This window comes from Pseudomonas sp. StFLB209 (assembly GCF_000829415.1).
Taxonomy (GTDB): domain Bacteria; phylum Pseudomonadota; class Gammaproteobacteria; order Pseudomonadales; family Pseudomonadaceae; genus Aquipseudomonas.
The window spans coordinates 4,331,674-4,353,378 of sequence record NZ_AP014637.1; the positions used below are offsets into that span (position 1 = coordinate 4,331,674).

The following is a 21,705-nucleotide window of genomic DNA, read 5'->3' on the forward strand; positions in this document are numbered from 1 at the left end:
ATTAATCAGTTCGGTTTTCTGATTTCCGGGACCGTGAACTGATAGGTCGGATTGCCAGCTGTTGGAAGGCCCGTAGCATGTTTCAGCCCGCTAGCGCTCTGCACTGTTGGCCATTGCGCTGATGGGGGAATGGGTTTTCCAACTATCTTCGGCGCTGCCTGTACCGGGAGCGATGCTTCGCTTACAGCGCTGCTGCCAGAGCTTGAGATGCTCGTTTGCCGGCTGACTGCTGGCGACGACAAAGGCGACGTTTGCGGCCTTGGGTTGATAAGAAAATCTTCAGTCTGCGTTGCTTTACTCGGTCTGAAACGATTGTAGACCTGCATGTCCTGTATCAGGGGTTGCTGGTCAGCGGAGCTCCCCATGAACTTGTACTTTGTTTGCCAGAGCTCTTCGGCATTGCCTCGCCAGTCACGTTTCAACGGCAGGGCCGCAGTTTTTTTCACCAACCACTTGCCCATGCCCTTGGCCATGAACGCTAAGCCGAAAAGCATCTCCAGGCGATGAGCGGCTGCACCGATTTCACTCTGTTGCTGGGCCTTTTTCGGGTCGCGTTGCAGCATCGCGGCGGTGGTGTAGCCGGTGCCGATCACGCCGGCGCCGGCGCCGGCGATGCTGATGGCCATGATGAACGGCGTGGCCGAGCCCAAAGTGCCGATGGCAAGACCTGTGAAGACCGCGCTGATCAGCAGATTCAAGGCGATGCCGCCGACGTTGGGTTTGAACCGGCTGTATTCGAGCTGGCCGACGCTGTGGCCGCTGGGGTCCTGGAAGGCCACCGGGTTGCCCAGGCAGTAGGCATAGGGGTTCAGCCCGCCGGCGCCGAATGGGCTCAGGCTGTCGGGGCTGTGAAACCGCATCAGCGCCGGGTTGTAGGCGCGGTAACCCTGGCCCAGCAGGTAGCAGCCGGTCAGCGTGTCGTGCGGTTCGCCATTGAAGCCGGCGGTGCTGAGCAGCGGCTGGTCTTGCCCGCTGCTGCGTTGCCCCCAGGCGTTATACAACGCATGGTGGTACTGCTGATCCCGCAACTCGGCCACCACACTGTTTGCCGCGTTGCAGGCCAGCAACAGCGCCGGCTCGCCGTCGTTGCGCTGCTGCGCCAGCGGCGTGCCGCTCTCGCTGAGGTAATGGGTGTGGGTTTGCGCCTGGACGGTGCTGCCCAGCCCCTGCTCATCAAAGAAATGCCAGCGCGGCTCGGCGTTGTCTTCGGTGACGCTCAGCAGGTTGTTGTGACCGTCATAGCGGTACTGCCCCAAGGGTTCGCCGGCGGGGCCGTGCAGGTCCAGCAAGCGGCCCTGGCTATCGTAGTGCAGGCGGCGGCCGTGCTGGTCATTGAGCTGGTTGCCGTCCGCGTCGTAGGCGAAGTCGATGTAGGCTGGGTAGCTGGCGTGGGTGTGGGTGATCTGCTGCAAGCGGCAGGAGTCGTCGGCCGCGTAGCTGTAGGTTGCACGGTCAGAGGTCGCGTCGGCAAACCGGCTGATGCTCAGGGTCAGGTTATCCAGCGCATCGAAGCGAAACAGCTGCTGCTCGATGCGGTTGCCCTGTTCGTCGGCAGGCAACTGGCTGCCATCGCAGCGGTAGTCGATCAGCCGGCCACGGTCGTCATAGTTGAATGTTTCATGCACCAGGCTGTTGCTGCCTTGCTGCAGATGGCGCTCAAGCAACTGGTCATCATTGCGCCAGCTCTGGCTCAGGGTCAGTACCGATTGGCCTGCGGGGTAAAGAGTGCGCAGCACCTCGCGCGAGTGCTCGTCGTATTCCAGGCGGGTGTCCAGGCAGTTGTCCGGGCTGCTGGTGACAATCCGGCTGCGCCGGCCCAGCGCGTCGTATTCGAACGCGACCTGAACAGTACCTTGGGTCAGTGATTGCAGCCGGCCTTGCGCATCATAGCGCTGGTCAGTGTGCAAACCGTCGATGCCGCTGTTGTGCAACGCCCGGCCCAGCAGCGAGTGCTGGTACTCGGATGTCCAATTGCCTTGTGCGGTGTGCCAAGTGGCTTCACGCAGTTGCCCGGTGCTGTCGTAACGGTAATGGCGGCTGCCCTGGCTGTTACTGGCGCTGAGCAACTGCGCACTGAGCCGGTCGTAGTCGAAGCTCACCTGCTCGTCGGGGGCTTCGGTGCTCAGCGGCTCGGCGGTCAGCCCCGGTGCGTAACGGTAGTGAATCGACGCACCGGCAGCGCTGATCCGCTCGCTGGCCTGAGCCTGGCCGGGCGCGTAGCGATACTGTTCGGTGCGCGTACCGGTCTTGAGCCGCACCACCCGCCCCAGGCTGTCGTAGTCCTGCTCGCCCACGTTAATCGCTGCCAGGCGTGCATTGGCCGGCAGCACTTGAAGCTGACTGGGCAGCTCGGCGCTGCTGTGCGCGGTGAACTGGCGCAGCGCCTGGTCGCCATTGGGCAAGGTGGTGCACAGTAGCCGGTCAAAGACGTCGTAGCGGTAGGACGTGGCGTGGCCCTGCAGGTCGAGGCTTTGCACACAGCGGCCCAGGCCGTCATAGAAGTTCAGTTGCTGGCCCAGGCTGTGGCCGTCCAGATCGAAACGTTCAATGCTGTGTGGCTTGCCAAAGGCATTAAGCTGGCTGATGGTCAGACCAAAGCGTTCATTGGTGGCGGCATTGGGTTGTTGCCAACTGAGCTGGGCCGGCATATAGGCGCCCTGCGGGTCCAGCCAGCCAAAGGGCTCGTTCAGGCTGAAGTTGAGCACCCCATCGGGGCCGGTTTCGCTGACCGCCTGGCCCCAGTCGTCGTATCCCAACCGGCGGGTCAGGGCCAGGTTACGGCTGCCCAGCCAATCGTATTCGGTCTCGCTGGCCAGCCGACCGCGGGCGTCGTACTGCGCGGTATAGGTACGCCGCAGGGCGTTGTCGCCATCGACGTCCTGGCGTTGTTCTTCGATGACCCGGCTCAGGCCGTCCAGCTCGCTACGCCGGGTCAGCCCCTTGACGTCGGTGACTTCCTGCCAGGCCGTTTGCCCGCCAGCGCCCACCAGCCCATAGCGGTATTGGCGGCTCGCCTGGTACTGCGGGTCATCCGGGGCCACGGTCTCCAGCGTCACCCGTTGCAGGGCATCGTACTGGTAGCGGATCTGCACATCGTTGTCGGCCTCATGGGTCAACAGCAGCAAGCCACTGAGCAACGAATGCTCCAGGCTGATCAGCTTGCGCTCGGCATCCAGGCTGCTGCTGAGCGTCTGCTCGGTGTGCAGCACGTGCCGCTCCGGGTTAGTGCTGTAGCGGTAATCGGTGAGGTGGGTCACGCCATTGAGGGTCAGGCGCTCCTGCTGCAGGCGGCCATGCCCGAAGCGGTCAGCCGGTGCGTCGAGGTAGCTTGACTCAATGCGTTGCAGCAGCGTCTCATGGCTTTGCTGCACTTGCAGCAACTCTTCTTCGCTCATCACCAGCCAGGGCTGGCCGGCGTCGGCAACGCTGGCCAGGGCCTGGTAGCGATAGCGATGGCGCAGCACCGGGGCGGCCTCACCATGGCTGGCCGACGCAGGGGTCACGGTGCTGCTGGCCAACTGACGCACGAAGCCCTCAGGGTCAGCCGGGCACTGGCCGGGCTCACCGGTTGCCGGGTACCAGGTGCGGGTTTCGCTGAGGCCGCTGGCTTTGATTTCTTCGAGCAGATTGCCAAAGCCGTCATAGCGGGTTTTCACCGTTTCGCTGCGCACCCGGTTGGGGTCGTCAAGGTCGTACCAACTGTCGGTCACGGTGTCGGGCAACTGGAAAAAGGCAGGCTGCTGGTCGAAATCCAGATCGTCGCCTGCGTGGTAGCGCGTGGCGCTGCGGCGTACCTTGCGGCCTTGGGTGGTGAGTTGTTCGGTCAGCAGATGGAAGCGGTTGAAGGTGCGCTCGATGGTGCGCACCGGCTGGCCGCCCTCCAGCAGGATTTCGCTGCTGCCGTACAGGTAGCTGCCGGTGATTCTGTACAGGTTGTCCAGGCCGTTGTCTTCCCACACCAGCCCCGGAGCGTTGAAACCCAGAAAATTCTGCATCGCCGGCACGTCACGGTTGCCATAGCTGTAACCCACTTCGATGGGGGGCTGGCCCCGGCCGGGGTCGGTACTGTGCCGGGTCACCCGACGCAGGTTGGGCCGCCCGGTGGCGCCAGGGAAGGCATGCCCGGCATCGTCGTAGCGCAGGCTTTCGTGGGCACCGCTGGGGGTCCAGACTTCGCTGACGTGCAGCAGGCCGCCCAATGCCTGGTATTGCAGGCGCCAGCCGGCCTGCTCAACGGTGGGCAAGCTGATGCGTTCGACCCGGTTGTCCGCGCCGCCCAGAGTAAAGCTGAACAGCGCAGCACTGTGGTCCGGGTCCAGGCTCAGCAGCACCTGAGTGCTGTTGCGTTGCAGCGTCAGCAGGCGGCGCTGGCGGTCACGCACCTCGGCCAGCAGTGGCTGGCCGTTGAAATACTCGTAGCTCAGGGTCACCTGGCGGCCATCGGCCGACTGGATCTTTACTGGCAGCGCAACCGGGCGCTCATCGCTGCCCATTTCCTGCAGGGTCTCGACCAGCCCGGACTTGTGAGCGATGCGGTACTGATTACCGACCAGCTCGGCAGCATGAAAGCTGTCGAGCTTTTTCTCTTTCATCAGCATTTGTCCGCGGCCATCGACCTCGGTGACTTTGAAGGCTTCGCCGGTGCTCAGCGACAGGATCCGCGTATCGCGGTTGTAGCGGCTCAGTTGCAGACTCCAGCCCAGGCCCAGGCCGGTGTCTTCGTTATTCAGTGGGCTGAAGCCCAGCGCCAGCGGCACGGCGGGGCCGGCCAGGTCATCGCTGTGCAGTTCCGGCAGGTTGACGCTGAAGGTATACAGCCCGGTGCGTGGGTCGACACCTCCCTCGATGAAACTCATGAAGTTCAGGGCGTTGGAGTGCAGGGCAGTGGCCATGGCGGGCACCTCGCGGTAGGGGGCGGCTCAGGGCCGGGGCAAAGGAACGGAGGGCACCGGTGCATCGACCTCGATCTTGACGCAGGAGGTGCGGCGTTTCGGTGTGCTACCGGCTGGGTTCTGGTAGTAGTCGATCACTTGCACCCCGGGCGCGACCACCGAGCCTCGAGGGGTGGCAATGATGTCGTCGAGATCGATGGGCGGCACGCTGACGTCTTCCTTGATGGTGCGCAGCATGATCCAGAAGTAATTGCCGGGGTTATCGGTGGTACAACCCGGCGTGCCGCTGACGGCATCGTCGTCGGTGAGCAGAATGTTCGAGGCCGACGGCGCATGCTCCAGCTCGATGCCCACCGCCTCGTCGTTCTTGCACGGGTCACCGTCTTCGAAGCGGTACTCGGCAGTTTTGAATTCCAGGGTGCAGTGGTTGGCGCCGTTGGCGCCTGCGAGGGTCAGCTTGGGCTCGGCGAGCGTGGCAGCCTGCTCGGGAGAAACGTCAATTATAAGCTGGGTGATCGACTGCGAAGGTGCACTGGGCGCCGACCAGTAATGGGTGAATCTAACGCCCGGCGCCGCAACTCTCCCAGGGGGAAGTGTGCGCAGATCGGCAATAACGATTTTGTCCGTTGTGGTGGGTTCTTTGATGGTCAGTATTTCCGTAGTGGCGTACACAGTGCCACTGGAAATGCGGTTTTTGAACGTTATACGCGTCGCCGACGGAGCATTTCTGAGCTGAAAAGTGCTGCCGTCGGCCAGCGACCTACAGTTTTGATCATAGAAGAGATGCTCGCCGGTAGCGATGGGGTAGGAGCACTGGGCGCTGCCATCCGGGTAGTAGAAGGCGATGGTTCCGGTTGTTCGGGGTGATGGGGCTGCTGCGCTGGTATGGCATGCCAGCCACGACATCCCGACGATGACGCCGGTGCTCAATAAGCGTTTCAAGTTCATGTTCATGGTCAGGGTCGTCCTGCGGGTGGTCTGCGATTGACGCTTGTATTGCCACTCTATGCGCTGTACCGCCGCGCCGAACCTGCCAGCTCTGAGAGGTGGGCTGCGGGTGCACAGCGGTATATACCTTCAGCGCAACAGACCGATCCGTCGTCAAGAGGCCCGCATAGCATGGACAGCACACTGCCTGTAGCCCAGTTGAAGGAATCCCACGACCTGCACCTGGACCCGGACCTGCCCGGCGCCAGCTTCACCCTGGCCATCGCCCCCTACCCAGGCATGAGCAGCGGCGACCGGGTGACCCTGAGCTGGCAAGGCTACGCCGACGATGGCTGGGCGGATGATCCCTGGCAGCACAGCTTTACGGTGACGCAGCCCGGCCAGGTATTGAGCACCGGGTTGGACAGCACTCACGTGATCTTCATTGCCGGTGGCCATGCCGAGCTGGGCTACCGGGTGCAATATGCCAACGCTCCAGACGGTAACGGGCAGCGCGCCGAGGACCAGGCACCGATGCAGCGGCTCGCTATCAGCGCGCCGGCTGCGCCGCTGTTGCCCGCCGCGAGCATCGACGGCCATACCGGCCCGGCCCTGGACCCGGACGATTTTCCGCAGGGCCTGGTGTTGCGAGTGGCGGCCTGGAATGGCATGCAACCTGGCGATCAGGCATTGCTCTACGCCACCAGTAGCCGGGCCGGGCAGAGCCGGATCCTGGCGCAACGGGTCGGCCAGGAGCAGATCGATGCCGGCGCATTGCTGTTCAGCCTGGCGCCCGACTGGCTGACGGCGCAGCTCGATGCCAGCCTGAGCTTCACCTGGCAATACGCCAGGCCCGGCGCGGCCGGCTCCTCGCACACCTTGCAGGTGGCGGTACGCGCCGCCTGGCGGCCGGCTGCGCCGATCGTTGTCAACGCGCTGCCGGAACTGAACGACCCCCAACCGGGGCGTGGCTATATCGAAGCCATGTCGCTGCGCAGCGGCGCCAAGGTGCGCATTGCCAATGACGTTGAACTGGAGGCTGGCGACCAGTTGCAGGTGCACTGGCAGGGCTTTGGCAGCACGGGCGATTACCTCGCCGAGCAGGCCGATGCCAGCGACCCGCGGCAGTTCAGTATTCCTGCCAGTGCGGTGCCGGCCAACATGGGCAAACGCCTGAATGTGCTGTACCGCGTGAGCCGTGCCGGCCAGCCGCCGGCCACCTCACGGCCCTTCGACCTGCGGGTGGTGGCGGTGCCCAGAACGCAGTTCAGCACCGTGCAGTGCGCCTGCGTCAGCGCCGGGCAACTGAGCCTGGCCTGTGTGCCGGCCGCTGGCGTGCAGGTCACCCTCAATCGCTGGATGTTCATGGCGCCTGGCCAGCAGGTCACGATCCTGGCTGAGAGCAGCCGCAACGAGACGGTGCTGGACGCCGCCGTGGTGACCGACGCGCACCTGCAGGCGGGCAAAGTTCTGGCCACCCTGTCGCGCGCCTATCTGCTGGGGTTGGGTAACGGTGCACGGTTGACCCTGCGCGTGTGGGTCAGCTTCGACGAAGGCCATTCCGAGCTTGAATTCCCCAGCCTGGTGTTGACCACGGCCGCCTGAGCCACCATCACACCTGCAATCAACAGGAGGCTGCAATGACCAGCCCGTCGACAAGCCGTCTGCTGGACCTGATGGGTACCGGCCCGCAAACCCGGGGTTGGGGCGCCATCCTGGCGTTCAGCCGCCACGACCTTGACAGGCTGCTTGAGCAAAGCCAGCTGGCGCGCTACGGCCGGGCACTGCACCTTGCGCCGTTCGAGGGGTTTATCGGCGATCGCCAAATCGCCGGGCAGTACTTCGACGCCTGCACTTTCGGTGCTGCGCATGTGTCGTTAGAGGGCGCTGATCTGCAGCAGGACGCGCCGGGCCTGCGGCTGAGCATGCAACTGACCGGCGGCCGCCAACTGACCCTCGAACAGGTTCAGGGGCACCTTGAGGTGACCGGCCTGTGGCTGTTCGATGCGCTGCACGGGCTGCAGTTGAGTCTTGAGCTGGCGCTGCACAATGCCCCGCCTGATGCCAACCGTGCCGGGCAGGTGCTGCTCGACCTGCGTGAGGGCGGTGCGTTCAAGTTCGGCTTCAGCGGCCTGCCGCAGGAGCGGTTTATCGACACCGAACCCTTTGATCGCTTGTTCAAAAGCCTGAGCGACGCGCAAGGCAGCTTGCCGTTGGTCACTATCAGTCAGGCCGTCGGGCAGGTGATTGAACCTGCCAGCGTGAGCATTCGTACCCAGCCTGCGCCGCAGCCCCAGGTGCACGAGGGCGACGGGGCGTTGCTGCTGTTGGTTGCCATGCACGGGCAGCCCGAGGGCGAGCCACCGGGTGCCGATTTTCCCTGGCTGCTGGCCGATGCAGCGGGCGCGCCGCGGGGCACCAGCCTGGTGTTGAGTAACCGGCTGCTGATCGACACCCTGGTGGGCGCGCAATGGCTGGCCGCGACCAACGGTCAGGCCCGTTGGCAAGTGCTCAACCAGGCCTCGGGGTTTGTGCGTCTGCAGCCGACTGCGGGGTACTTCATGCTGCGGCCGGTGTTCTATCACGACCCGGTCGAAACGATGTGGGCAACCCCCGTGGTGTACCTGGATGCAGGTGCCCAGGCCTGGGCCGAGGTGTCTGAAGAGCAACTGTGCTTTGAGCTGATCGGTAATGTCACCCAGGCAGATACTTCGCTGAACCTGAAAAGCAATCAGCGTCTGTACGCGGCCCTGATTGCCGATTGGCACCTGCGGCTGCGCAGCGGGCTGGCCGTGGACCCGGTGCAGCGCACGCTTGAACCGGTCTACCCGGCGGCGCCGCAGGTCGAACTCACTTGGCAGCTTGACCCCTGCCATCCCCACGACCCGCAGGCATTGCAGGCTGTAGCGCCCAGCGCGGCAGACCGCGATGAGCGGCTGCGTGAATTTCTGGCTTCGATTTGCACCCAGACCCTTACCGTAGGCCCGGCACTGGAGAGGTTTATCGGGCAAGTGCCGGCGTTTGACGCGCCGGCAGCATTGCTGGCCCAAGAGGTGCTGTTGCCCGGTGACCTGCTCATACGTGCCCAGGTCGGGCCGCCCCGGGCGTGCTTCTGGCTTGATCCGCCGCAGTCACTGCTGGGGCTCGGCGAAAGCCTGCAACTGCGCACCACAACGCCGGGCTTAAGCGGCTTGAACTGGACCGCACACAACCTATTCGATAGCCGCGATGCATGCGGCAGTATTTCCCCGGACGGCCTCTACACCGCCCCTGACCACCTTGAGGGCTCCGGCCTGTCGGTCTGCGTCACGGCCCAGACCGATGGCCACAGCGCCTCGGCGCTGATTCAACTGGTGGCCAACACCATCACCATCAACCCGGTGGTGCAGATCGTTCAGCGCGGCCAGCGCTGCCTGTTGGCGGCGGCGGCAACAACGCCCGGGCCACTCACCTGGTCGCTGGCTGATGACCGCACTGGCGGCCGACTGATACCCGGGCCAGAGGGTGTTTGTGCCTATCAGGCCTCCGACCGCTACCAGCTGCCGGAGTACGGCGTCGACCAGATCATTGTCCGCGACGAACTGAGCGGGCACAGCCAGTCGGCCTGGGTCATGACCCTGTTTGCATCAATGACCCATAGCATCGTGCCCGACTACACGTTTCAGCTTGCACCCGGCCAGCTCAAGCTACAGGTGCTGCACGGTGGCAACAGCCTGGTACCCAGCCACCAACTGAGCTGGCAAGTGCTGGCCGGCGACGGTGAGGGCGTGGTGGTGGATGCCGACGGTATTTATACCCAGCCGCCGGTGCTGCGCCATAACTTCGTGTTGCTGCTGGCCACCCAGCGTCAACCCGGGCGGGTGTTCAACGGCTGTCTGCTGCTGCCATTGCCGTTGCTCAATCAGCAGCAGACCTCTTCACCCGGTTTGAGATTCAAGGCGGTTTGAACCGGCCTTAACTTTATCTGCAACACGAGGACCGCCAACATGGCCGGCTTATCCAAAACCCAACTGATCGACTGGCTCAAAGAGGGACCCAAGACCCTGGACTGGGGCGCGATTCTGGCGTTCAACCGCACTGACACCAATACCGTGCTGCTGCAGGAGTACATCCAGCGCTTCAGCACCAACAACTACCTGCCACCGGTGCAGGGCTACATCGGCGACAGCGACACCGTCGGCCAGTACATCAGCGACTACACCCTGGACTTTCCGCGGCTGTCGTTCGAGATCGCCAACGTCGACAAGGACAGCGCCGATGCCAAGCTGACCATGCAGGTGGTCGGTGGCACCCATGTCACCTTCAAGGCTGTGCCCGGTGGCCGGGAGGCGACCCGCGTCGAAGTGGTCGACCCGCTCAACGGCCCTGAGCTGAGCCTGGACCTGCAACTGGTGGATGTACCGGGTACGGTGACCCGCGCAGGGCAAGTGGTGCTGGACCTCAAGCGCAGCAGCAATTTCAGCTTGAGCTATTCGGACCACCTGCGTGAGCAGCGGCTGGGCGGCGAATTTTTCCAGCAGTTGTTCGAAGCGTTGCCCGATGCCAAACGGGTGATGGTGATCAGTGAAATCAGTAAACCGGCCAACAGCACCATCAAGCCAGACAGCATCAAGTTGCGCACCCAGGCCGCCCCCGGCGCCAAGCTGCGCAATGCCGATAACTACGGCGACGGCGCGGTGCTGGTGTTTGTGGCCATGCAAGGGCAGACCAGCGGTGGCAATCCTGATGCCAGCTTCAAGTACCTGATTCCCAATGACCGTGACAAGAACTACAGCGCCACCCTGTTGCTGGGCAACAGGTTTCTTCTCGATACGCTGGCCGAGGAGCTACTGGGCCGCGACTACATTGGCACAGGCGCATGGACCTACAGCATCAGCAATGAAACGCGGTTCTGGGCAATGAACCCTGACGGCGGCAGGTTGCCGGCCAGCAGCTATACCTTCCGCTGGGGAGAGCACAGCTATAACTCGGGTTCGTTCGACCCGCCGTTCAACTGGCAGCGAGATCAAGGGCAGTACGTCCATTTCCAGATCAAGGATGGCGCGATTCGTGTTGATTACCAGCGCAATTCCACCAACTACTGCTGTGTCGCTCGCTGCTGGGCCGATGCCGGGCCCATGGATGCGGGAGTGTATGCCGTTATCGATGCCAAGGTTTCCAGAGCTTACCGACTCAATACGACCTCTCAGGTGATCGAGCCAGACCCCGCCGTAGCAACGCCTGGCCAGCTTCAACTCGGTATCGCTTCGGACTTTTCCAACCATAATCAGGCCGTCACCCTCTTCAACCAGGAGCGAGCAGCTTATACGGCGCAGAACCTCGAGGATTTACAGTTTTATTTTCCCAAGTTCCTCAGCTACGTGCCGCCCATCGACACCTTTGCGTTGCATTCGTTGCTGTTTCGCAATACCGATGCCGTGGTCCTGGACGATATCGCCCTGCCTGGCGATATGGCCTTGTTCGGCTGGGTGGGCCCGTCGCTGACCAAATTCAAGGTCAAGCCGTTGCAACCGCTGGTGGGTACTGGCGAAAGTCTGGAGTTCAGTATCGAGCCGCTGGGCGCGCCGCAGGTGACCTGGAGCGTGCACAACATTCTGGGCAGCGATGAAAACCCCGGCAATATCAGCAGCGCCGGCCGTTACACCGCACCGGCCACGATCAAGGGGGCGTTTCTGCGGGTCAGGGTTACCGCCACCGCCGGCAGCTACAGTAGCTCGGCGCTGGTGTCGGTGGTGGTCAATGACATCACCGTCAGCCCGCTGGTGCAAACCTGCGACGGCGGGCATAGCCGCACCCTGGCGGCCGGCACCCGCTCAGGCACCCTGAGCTGGTCGCTCAAGACCCCGGCCAACGGCGGCCGGCTTGAGGCCCTGGAGGATGGCAAATACAAGTACACCGCGCCCACCGCGGTAGGTGACAAGGAATTCATCGTCGAAGAGCTGGTGGTGCTCAACCAGGCGACCGGCAAGACCAAGTCGGCCTGGATCATGGTGCCGCTGGTCAATCTGCCGCTGGCCGTCCAGCGCGACAGCTCAGTGTCACTGCCTGCCAACCAGACCAGGCTGCTGCTCAAGTCCGGGGCTCACACGATTCCCGACGCTGAGGTGCAGTGGCAAGTCGTGGCGGGTGTGGGCTCGATCAGCAATGGCATCTTCACCACCCCGGCCACGCTGGCCCAGCGTTTTGCCTTGGTGCTCGGCTCTGCCACGGCCTGGGGGCAAACCCAGTATGGCTTTACCCTGCTGCCGCTACCGCTGTTCGACTACCCGCAAACCCGCAGCTCCGGCCTTGTATTCATGGACGTTTGAGCCCTGTGCGCCGCTTGATTGGAGAGATCAAAGATGAGCAATTCCAGGCAACAATTACTGGCCTACATGCAGCAGGGTGAAACTACTCAGGGCTGGGGCGCGATTTCGGTGTTCGGCCGGACCCGGCTCAACCGCCTGCTCGAGCAGCAGTTCGTGGCTGGCTTCGATGAGTTCAGTTTCCTGCCGCCGTTCAGCATGGAGAAAATCTACCTCAGCGACGACCAGAGCGAATGGATGCAATTGCACGCGGTGGTGCTCAGCAAGCCGCTACTGTCGTTCGAAACCGCCTCGCTGGACAACTCCCGCGCCACCCTGACGCTGGGGATCATGGCCGGTACGGTCAGCACTTATTCCAAGCCCGTCGGCAAGCCCGTTACCCTGGTGTCCAGTTACACCCTGGCCGAGCAGCAAGGCTATCGCCTGGTCATGAGCATCAACCTGTCGATGGTGGTCGGCGAGGTCGACCACCGTGGCCGGGTGACCCTCGACCTGCGCAACAGCCTGTCGTTCAACTGCAACCTGGCCGAGCAACTCAATGCGCAGAACCGTATCGGGGTTGCCTTCGAGGGCTTTATCAAGGCGTTGCCACGCCACAAGCGGGTGTTCGAGCTGGGCACCCTGGACCTCAAGGGCTACAACCCCTTGACCCCCACCACCTTTTACATCCGCACTCAGGCGGCGCCGGGAGCGAAGGATGCCAGGGCGGCGAACTATGGTGAAGGCGGGGTGCTGATTTTCATCGCCCTGCGCGGCAAGCCTTCGCCTGGCGGCTTTCCGGGTGAAGGCAGTGGTTTTCCGTATTTCATTCCGGATGACCGCGACGGCCAGGGCAATGATCAATATTCCGCAGCCCTGGTGCTGTCGCAGGACATGATCGAACATGTCGAGCAAGAGCGCCTCGATATCCTCAACAGCTTGCTGTTCCCTGGGGAAAACGTCTTCGTTGAAAGCTCGCGCCACGATCCCCACGACCTGATCGTGTTCGGCAATATCGACCCGGCCCTGACCAGCATCACCCTGGAGCCGTTGTTCAAGGTGCTGCACGCCGGTAGCCGCCAGACATTCACCGTACGCCAGGCATCGCGCAGCCTTGATGCGGCCAGTGTGCAATGGAGCGTGCGCAGCCTGAACACCTTGAACGCGGCCGGCAGCATCGCCAATGGTGCCTACACCGCCGTCGGGCCTCAGCAAATGGGGCGGCAAACCGTGCGCAATGTGGTGACCGCCGAGTATCGCGACCCGCAAACCGGTGAGCAGCGTCGGGCCAGTGCCTTGGTGTCCGTGGTATTCGACGCGATCAGCCTGGCCCCCCAGGCTTCGATCCACTATGTGACGGGCGCACCCAGGCCGTTGCGTCTGGCGGCGGTCAGCCTGGGCGGCGGCGAGTTGTCCTGGACCCTGCTTGAACCCCGCCATGGCAGCCTCAGTGGCAGCGGTAACCAGGTGACCTACACCCCGCCCACCGAGCTGCCGGGGGCCGAGGGCCTGGCCGTGCAACGGATCGAGGTCAAGGACGCTGCCACCGGGCAGACAACCGAAGCCACCGTGTTGTTGCTGGCGTTTAACCAGTCACTGGCCGTCGATCCCCCGCATGTGAGCGGCGTGGGGCGCAGCGCCCAGGTGCAACTGAGCGCGCCGGCCAACATACCGCCCGAGGCCTTGCGCTGGAGTATCGCCAGCGGCCCGGGCAGTGTGAGCCCGCAAGGGCTGTTCAGTGCGCCTGCGCAAGTGTCGGCGCCGACCAGCGTGGTGCGCTGCGAGGCGCTTAACAACGGCATCGTCTGGATGAGCGGCTACAGCATCATCAGCCTCAGCGACTTCGTCCAGGCGCAGTCGTGGCAGCGCCTGAAAAACTTTCAGCTCACCGCCGCCGCCAATCAGGTCCGCGCCACGGCCAACGGCTACCAGCAGATTGCCGTGGATGTGGAGATCGAAACCGAACCGGTCGACGGTGTCGACTATCCAGTCACCGAAGAAGAGCTGAGCAGCCTGACCCTCGTTCACCGTGACAGCGGCCAGGCGCTGGACTACCTGCCGCTGACCCAGGAAGGCATTGAAGGTGATGTGAGTTACAAGTGGGCGGTCAGTACCCAGCCCAATCGTTTCAATCGGCTCGACGCCATGGCAAGCGCCCAGGCTTGTGCCAGTTACCAGGCGCAGGGCGCCATTTCCCGGCGGCGAGTGTTCGTGCACACCAAAGACAGCGACCCGCAAGTGTTGCATGCCCGTTTCGTCGATGAATGGTTCGCCGAGCACAATTCCAACCAGCGCAGCAATCAGGTGCCCTACGTCATCGAGTTGGTGCCGGTGACCCCGCCGGCATTCGAAGCCCGTGACTATGCCTTTGCGGCCAAACGGGTCGCCGGTGGTGGCAACAACCCGCCGCAGCCGGAAGACTATGACTATTTCTTGACCACCACCGACTACTGGTACCTGGAGTTCACCGGCAAGGATGGCAAGACCGTGCGCTTCATGCGCTGCGAGTTCGAAGCCAACCAGTCGCTGATTCAGTGGGAGAGCCGCCGGGTTAACGAAACCATGTTCAGCTACACCGGCTACCTGTTCAACGACGAGCAAGACCAGCAAGACCCACGGCAGATTCAGTACGACGCGCGTCTGGCCAGGGTGATGCCCGGCAAGACCCTGGACCAGAACCTCATCGCTGGTGAAGAGGTGGGTGAAGGCCAGTTGCTGGTCAGTCTGTTGCGCACTGACGACGTGCGCTACACCGGTTCGGCCGACGCCAGTGCCCTGGAGCAGTCGCTAAAGGTCGACCTGCTGGACAAGAACGGCAACGCGCACCGGCTGGCCATTGCCTTTGCCCCGATGGAAGTCGCCGACAGCCGCAATACCCTGTTGCTTAGTGTTTTGTAACCCCATAAGGGCGCGGCCATGCAGTGGGGCTGCGTCATCGGCCATTGCTTTTGACCCGAGGTGCAGCATGACTGCCTCTACATCACTGCATTCCAATGCATTCAACTTCATGAGTTTCATCAATGGCGGCGTCGACCCACGTACCGGTTTGTACACGCTGTCGATCAGCCTGCCGGAGCTGCAAAGCGACGAGCTGGCCGGCCCTGCGCTGCCGCTGACGCTGGTCTTCAATCCGCTCAACAATCAGGACTCCGGCTACGGCCACGGCTGGAACCTGCAACTGTCGCAGTACCACCCGGCTTCGCAGATGCTCTCACTCAGCAGTGGCGAGAGTTTCAAAGTAACCGGGCACGCCAACGGTCAGATGCTGATGAAGGAGAAAAAGCTCGACAGCTTTCATGCTGCCGAACTGGTCGGCAATCAGTACCGCATCGCTCACAAGTCAGGCCAGCTGGAAATTCTGCAGGCCATGGGGGGCGACAGCCCGGCCTTGCCAGTGGAAATCCGCGCCGCCAACGGGCGTCGCATCAGCCTCAGCTACAGCTACTTCAATGGCCAGGCGCTGCTGGCCGAGGTGCGCGATAGCCAGCGCCGTTTGCTGACCCTGGAGCGCTCCGCCAGCGAGGTGGTGTTGACTCTGGACCCTGACCAGTCAGCCGCGAAATTCACCTTTACCTTGAGCGGTCACGATAACCGGGTGTCGCGTATTACCTTGCCCACTGCCGAGCAGGCCGGCTGGCGCCTGGAGTATCAGGCGCTTGATGGCCTGTTGCATGTGACCGAGGTATGGACCCCTTCCGGCGCCCACGAGACCCTGCGCTACGATGACGCCGGGCATGCCTTCCCAGGCCAGAGCAGCCGCCCCAATCTGCGTCGGGTGACGCGGCACATCATCGACCCCAGCCCTGTCTCCGGGGCTGATCAGGCGCAGCAGGAAAACGCCCAGGCCACGCGCCAGCCGCCCATCGAGGTGGGCTACAGCTATGGCACTGGCACGGTCAACCCGACGCATAACTTTCTGGGCCACAACGCCTCGGGCCTGGTGTGGGAGGACAACGGCGAGGACAACCTGTACAAGATCACCGGCAGCTATCTGTACGGCAGCACCGAGACCCTGTTCGACGCCGGCCAGGCGCTGCGGACCACCGAGCGCATCTTCAACCGCTTCCATCTGCTGACCGAACAACTGATCATCCAGCGCCGCAAGGCGCAGCGCAGTGCAACCGTTTACCACGCCGATGACCGGCTGAACTTCGACCAGCAGCCGGCGTATTTTCAGTTGCCCGACACCGTGACCGACAGCTGGTACGACCTCGACGACCCCAACCGTGTGCGCAGCGAAACGGTGAAAACCCGCTATGACGGCTTTGGCAACCTGCTCGAAGAAATCAAAGCCAGCGGCATCACTGAAACCCGCAGCTGGTACCCGGCTGCCGGTGAGCCCGGCCAGTGCCCAGCCGACCCTGAAGGCTTCGTGCGCCAATTGGCCAGCAGCACTGTGACCCCAACAGCGTCCAGCCACGGCGAGGCCGCCCCGGTGCTGCGCCAGCGCTACCGCCATGAGGCCCTGCCAGCGGTGGGCGGCACTGGCCAGCCGTGGCTGGTGCAAACCGAAGAACGTCTGCTACAGGTGCACGGCAGCACTGAAACCTTGCTGCAAACCGGCGCGTCACGCTATTACAACGCACCGGCCGACACCTTTAACCACGGCCGGTTGCTGCAACAGAGCGTCACCCTCAACGGCATCAGCAACCTGACCGACTACAGCTACCGGGTCAGCACCGGCCGCGCCGGCGGCACGGTGCTGCACACCACCGAGACCCGCAGCAGCAGCCTGGATGCTGAGCGTAAGGTGATCGAGCTTGAGCAGTCGCTGGTCAATGGCCTGGCGCTGCTGACCCGTGACGACACCGACGTAGAGATTCGCTACCGCTACGATGCGCTGCAGCGGGTGCTGAGCGAAACCGTGGCGCCGGACACCGACTATCAAGCTGCCCGGCAGTATGCCTATGGGCTGGTGGCCGAGACCGGCCAGAGAGCCTGGCAGCAGGTCACGGATGTCAAAGGCGTGGCTGTACGCAGCGAGCTTGATGGCTTGAATCGGGTGGTGGCCGAACAGCGCCAGGATGCTGATGCCGATAATGCCTGGCGGCGCATCTATGCCGCGCAGTATGACAGCCGTGGGCAATTGAGCAGCGAAACCCTGTACGACTGGCTGGGCAGTGACGAGCGCAGCCTGACCACCACATTCACTTACGACGACTGGCAGCAGTCACTGAGCCAGACCGGCCCGGACGGGGTGCTGAGTTTCGAGCAGACCGACCAGGCCGCCAGCCCCATTGGGCCGCTCAAACGCCAGTGGCGACAGATATCGGCCGACGACAACAGGCGCTATGAGTTGACCGAAACCCAGTTGAACCTGTTCGAAGAACCTGACTATGTACAGCGCGATACCCACGACGGGCAAAGCCTGGGCCGGCATCTTTACCACTACGACGGATTGGGGCGGCTGGCCGAAGAAGTCGACGCGCTGAGCCATGTCACCGGTTACCGCTATGACGCTTTTGATCGTCAGGTCGGGTTGCTCCTGCCCGACCAGGCCGAGGTGCGCCGCAGCTACGCCGCACACAGCCGCGCGGACTTGCCGGTGAGCATCGCTGTCAATGACGTGGAGCTGGGCCAGCAGGCATTCGACAGCCTGGAGCGCCGCTACCTGTTCACCGTCGGTGGCCGTCAGCAGTCGTACAGCTTCGAGCCGGGCCAAACCCGGCCGGCCTCGGTGGTGACCGCCAGCCGCCAGCGGATCGAATACCTCTATGTACCGGCCTTGGGTGAAGACCCGCTGGTGCGGCGTATTCCGGCCAGTAACGTCAACGCCAGCTACGAATATGACCTGCAAAACGCCCGGTTGCTCGATTGCAGCGAACAAGGCCAGACGCTGAAGCGTACTTACTACAGCACCGGCGAACTCAAGAGCGAGCAGCGCATCGATGACAGCGGCGAGTATCAGATGCAGTACCGCTACAGCCTGCAGGGCCTGCTGCTGGAATACATCGATGTACTGGGCCAGACCCAGAGCCTCAGCTACGACGCCCATGCCCGCCTGCAGAACACCCGGCTGGGCCAGACCACCGCGACCTTCAGCTACGACGAGCTGGGCCGGCTGGCGCGCATCGATACCGTCGACGACCAACAGCGGCTGGGCACCGGCCTGGACTACGACGACCATGGCCGGGAGATCAGCCGTGAATTTGACCTCAACGGCGTGATCCAGACCCTGACCCAAGTGTATGACGACACCGACCAGCTCAAGCAGCGCACCCTCAAGCAGGGCGATACGCTGCTGCGTGACGAAATCTACGGCTACGACGAACGCAGTCGCCTGACCAGTTACCGCTGCAGCGGCAGCCAGTGCCCGGTAGACCCGTACGGCAAAATCATCGCAACCCAGCTGTTTCGCTTCGATCCGCTGGATAACCTGACCCTGGTACGCACCACCTTCACAGGCGGCAACAACAACGCCGATTATTACTATGAGGGCGATGACCCGGTACAGCTGAGCCGCGTCACCAACAGCCACGCCGATTATCCGCCTGAGATCCTGCTCAGCTACGACGATGACGGCAACCTGATCCGCGACGAACAGGGCCGTACCCTGAGCTACGACGCCCTCAATCGCTTGTTGCAGGTCAGCGGTCCTGCGGGTGACGGGCACTACCGCTATGATCCGCTGGACACCCTCAGTGCCCAGGATGACCAGCAGCGTTTTTACTGCGCCGGGCAACTGAGCACCGTCACCGATGGTCAGCAGGGGCAACACTGGTTGTGGGGCGACGACAGGCTATTGGCCCAGGCCGGGCAAGGCCCGCTGGCCACCGACACCGCCAACAGCGTGCTGCAGGAAACCGACGCCAGCGGGGCGACAGCCAGTGCCTATACCCCCTACGGCCACCGGAGCCTGCGCCCCCAGGCTGAAGGCGGGCCGGCGTTCAACGGACAGTACGCCGAGCCCGCCACAGGATGGCAACTGCTGGGTAATGGTTACCGGGCCTTCAACCCGGTGCTGATGCGCTTTCACAGCCCCGATAGCCTCAGCCCGTTTGCTCAGGGTGGGGTGAATGCGTATGCGTATTGCGAGGGCGACCCGGTGAATGCGAGTGATCCGACGGGGCATATAGGTCATATAGGTAATGTGAAGTTTCTTCTCGCCAAACGGAGCGCCATCAACATTGCAGCTCAAAATAAAAACGCTACGACAAGGCTTTTGATGCAGGCTGATGAGGGAAATGCCCTGATGGGCAACGTAAGCTCGCCGAGGCGCTTGGCCGAATTTTTGGACATGCCCGAGCCACAGACAGCGCTGCTGCTGAAACGTGAGCGCTGGGGAAACACTTTTACTCTCCTGGGGGCCAAGCCCAAGCCAACACTCGCTGTTCCGAAAACCCCGCTTAAAGCTGCCGCTTTAGAGTCTCCACGAGGCGTTAGTACGCCGCAGCAGAAGGAAGCGTTGGCCGCTTTGCAAAGCTACAGCGTTGATGTTCGGTTGATGCGCCGGGCCCGGCTCAACAAAGCAAATGAAACGCAGGTAACGGCAAGCGATCTCAGGCGGAAACCGAAAGCACCTAGGCTGGACTTGTGACGGGCAGGATGTCAGTCCTTGACTGCAAACCATTGATGAACAGGCTTTGATGCCTGTTCATGAAGAGGCGTATCCATGAATGCAAAACAAGAGACAACCGGGGCAAACAGTGACCTGTCGGAGCCAGGTTTTAATGGTCAGTGCCACGAGTCGGGTCTGGGCTGGCAACTCCTTGGCAATGGTTACCGGGCGTATAGCCCGGTACTGATGCGCTTTCACAGCCCCGATAACCAGAGCCCGTTCGGGGTCGGCGGGGTCAATGCCTATGGGTATTGCCGGGGCGACCCGGTTAACCGAAGTGACTCGACCGGGCATGCACCCATGTTGGGCTTTTTCAAGGGCAAGACTTTTAGGTTTACCCAGCTTCTGGACGGCGACGCACCTGGGTCCGCGCTTTTTTCATTGAGTTCAAAACAGGGTGTCGGTAATGAGTGGGTGCTGATGAGTCGACAGGATCAGCAAGGGTTACTGATGCTGGAGTCTTACACCCGTGACAGTGCACAGGCACTCAACCGGTCAATGAAGGAGATGGCGGAACAAGGCGCAACGAATCGCGGGCTCTATAAGTACAAACAAGACTTCATGGTCGATGCCCAAAAACGGCTGGGTATCTATAAAGAGGCAGCTCAGGCGCTTGGCTCGACAGATAGCCCCTTACAGATCACTGCTCAAGCACGCCACCATTTGCAACATCACGCGGCAGTGATTGAGCGCCGATATGCTCTGGCAGGCTATATGGGTAAACCCGACCCCAGCTTGGGCCAACTGAGGCACAGACAGGTCAGCCATGGGCCAACCCGCAGTGCTGATCTTCAGGTTGACAGCATCCGGGCAGCGCCTTATCGCAAGCTGAAAGTCCTTTAAGGTCTGGTGCAGGGCGGTATCGATGATGCCGCTCTGCTGGGGCCGATGTAACGTTCAGCCCAACGATACAATCCCCATCTCGATCGCCTTCACCAGTGCCGTACGCATATTGCACACGCCGAACTTGCGGCGAATGTTGCCCTGATGAAAGTTGATCACCGCTTCGCTACGCCCCAGGATCCGGGCGATTTCCCAGGCGGTCTTGCCGCGTATCACCCAGTGCAGGGTCTCCAGTTCCTTGTGGGTCAGCCTGACGGGGAGGGGGGTGTCGCTAGCGCAGCCGTTTGGCGGTTGCTGATTACGGTTCATCGCAAGGTCCTCATCCATGGAAACCTGCGGCCCAGCATAGCGCTGATCATTGCATCTGAAACCTGACAGAAATGACACTGCCTGGCGTGCCAGCCGGTCCGCGGCGAAGGCGCTGGCGGGCGCGCTCGCCGCGCAGCAATCAGCCAGCCACAGCCTGCGCGAGCGGGCTCGCCGCGACCGATTGTGCCGCCGCCACTTCGCCAATCACCAGCACTGCCGGGCTTTGCAGGGCAAATGCCAATGCATCGCGCTGCATGTTGCCCAGGGTGCTGCGGCACTCGCGCTGGTGCGGCAATGAGGCGTTTTCGATCATCGCCACCGGCATGTCGGCACGCATGCCGCCGGCCAGCAACCCCGCGCAAATCCCGCTCAGGCGGGCCACGCCCATATACACCACCAGCGTGGTGCCGCCCTGCGCCAGCGCCTGCCAGTTCAACTCACTGTCATCCTGGGTATGCGCCGTCACCAGCGTTACGCCACGGCTGATGCCGCGCAGGGTCAGCGGGATATCGCATTGGGTGGCCCCGGCAAGGCCGGCGGTGATGCCGTTGACCAGCTCTGCTTCAACGCCGCGTTCACGCAGCCACTGCGCCTCTTCGCCGCCACGGCCAAAAATGCACGGGTCACCGCCCTTGAGCCGTACCACGCACTTGCCCTGCCGGGCATAGCGCAGCATCAGCCGGTGAATGAACGCCTGCGGCGTCGAGCGGCAGCCGCCACGCTTGCCGACCTTGATCACCCGGGCCGCCGGGCAGTGCTCGAGCACCGCCGGGTTGACCAGATCATCGATCATCACCACATCGGCGCAGCCCAGCGCCCGCACCGCCTTGAGGGTCAGCAATTCAGGATCGCCAGGGCCTGCGCCCACCAGCCAGACTTTTGCGCTCATCAG

General features: G+C 62.8%; 9 protein-coding genes and 1 pseudogene. 6 read left to right on the top strand and 4 right to left on the bottom strand.

Annotated elements, in window-relative coordinates:
• Positions 1-5: 5 nt before the first annotated feature.
• Positions 6-4,892: an RHS repeat domain-containing protein gene (locus PSCI_RS19490; protein ID WP_052483439.1), complete on the bottom strand. Its 4,887-nt coding sequence runs from the start codon at positions 4,890-4,892 to the stop codon at positions 6-8.
• A gap of 27 nt (positions 4,893-4,919) precedes the next feature.
• Positions 4,920-5,846: a hypothetical protein gene (locus PSCI_RS19495; RefSeq protein ID WP_045490195.1), complete on the bottom strand. Its 927-nt coding sequence runs from the start codon at positions 5,844-5,846 to the stop codon at positions 4,920-4,922.
• A gap of 165 nt (positions 5,847-6,011) precedes the next feature.
• On the opposite strand from PSCI_RS19495, the gene PSCI_RS19500 reads away from it, so the two are divergent.
• The 6 genes and pseudogenes from PSCI_RS19500 to PSCI_RS30245 form a co-directional block, all read left to right on the top strand.
• Positions 6,012-7,424 carry a hypothetical protein gene (locus PSCI_RS19500; protein WP_045490197.1) on the top strand — a complete coding sequence of 471 codons (1,413 nt, stop codon included), beginning with the start codon at positions 6,012-6,014 and terminating at the stop codon, positions 7,422-7,424.
• A gap of 35 nt (positions 7,425-7,459) precedes the next feature.
• Positions 7,460-9,766, top strand: coding sequence for a hypothetical protein (locus tag PSCI_RS19505; protein WP_045490199.1), 2,307 nt, complete (start codon positions 7,460-7,462; stop codon positions 9,764-9,766).
• A 39-nt stretch (positions 9,767-9,805) separates the two neighbouring features.
• The gene (locus PSCI_RS19510; protein WP_045490201.1) at positions 9,806-12,127 is read left to right on the top strand and encodes a hypothetical protein; all 2,322 of its coding nucleotides are present in this window, start codon (positions 9,806-9,808) and stop codon (positions 12,125-12,127) included.
• Between the two features lie 33 nt (positions 12,128-12,160).
• A complete protein-coding gene (locus tag PSCI_RS19515; protein ID WP_045490203.1) occupies positions 12,161-15,001 on the top strand; it encodes a hypothetical protein in 2,841 nt (946 codons plus the stop codon).
• A gap of 67 nt (positions 15,002-15,068) precedes the next feature.
• The gene (locus tag PSCI_RS19520) at positions 15,069-19,640 is read left to right on the top strand and encodes an RHS repeat domain-containing protein (protein WP_084710032.1); all 4,572 of its coding nucleotides are present in this window, start codon (positions 15,069-15,071) and stop codon (positions 19,638-19,640) included.
• 120 nt (positions 19,641-19,760) lie between these two features.
• Positions 19,761-20,504, top strand: a pseudogene (locus tag PSCI_RS30245) (RHS repeat-associated core domain-containing protein); the annotation flags it as partial.
• Positions 20,505-20,558: 54 nt separating this feature from the next.
• Here the strand turns inward: PSCI_RS30245 and PSCI_RS19530 are convergent.
• Positions 20,559-20,813, bottom strand: coding sequence for a helix-turn-helix domain-containing protein (locus tag PSCI_RS19530; RefSeq protein WP_052483597.1), 255 nt, complete (start codon positions 20,811-20,813; stop codon positions 20,559-20,561).
• A gap of 139 nt (positions 20,814-20,952) precedes the next feature.
• The gene (cobA, locus tag PSCI_RS19535; protein ID WP_045490210.1) at positions 20,953-21,702 is read right to left on the bottom strand and encodes a uroporphyrinogen-III C-methyltransferase; all 750 of its coding nucleotides are present in this window, start codon (positions 21,700-21,702) and stop codon (positions 20,953-20,955) included.
• Between the last annotated feature and the right edge of the window lie 3 nt (positions 21,703-21,705).

Coding starts and splice junctions, on each gene's coding strand:
- PSCI_RS19490 (WP_052483439.1), bottom strand. CDS start 4,892: ATGGCCACTGCCCTGCACTCCAACGCCCTGAACTTCATGAGTTTCATC.
- PSCI_RS19495 (WP_045490195.1), bottom strand. CDS start 5,846: ATGAACATGAACTTGAAACGCTTATTGAGCACCGGCGTCATCGTCGGG.
- PSCI_RS19500 (WP_045490197.1), top strand. CDS start 6,012: ATGGACAGCACACTGCCTGTAGCCCAGTTGAAGGAATCCCACGACCTG.
- PSCI_RS19505 (WP_045490199.1), top strand. CDS start 7,460: ATGACCAGCCCGTCGACAAGCCGTCTGCTGGACCTGATGGGTACCGGC.
- PSCI_RS19510 (WP_045490201.1), top strand. CDS start 9,806: ATGGCCGGCTTATCCAAAACCCAACTGATCGACTGGCTCAAAGAGGGA.
- PSCI_RS19515 (WP_045490203.1), top strand. CDS start 12,161: ATGAGCAATTCCAGGCAACAATTACTGGCCTACATGCAGCAGGGTGAA.
- PSCI_RS19520 (WP_084710032.1), top strand. CDS start 15,069: ATGACTGCCTCTACATCACTGCATTCCAATGCATTCAACTTCATGAGT.
- PSCI_RS19530 (WP_052483597.1), bottom strand. CDS start 20,813: ATGAACCGTAATCAGCAACCGCCAAACGGCTGCGCTAGCGACACCCCC.
- cobA (WP_045490210.1), bottom strand. CDS start 21,702: ATGAGCGCAAAAGTCTGGCTGGTGGGCGCAGGCCCTGGCGATCCTGAA.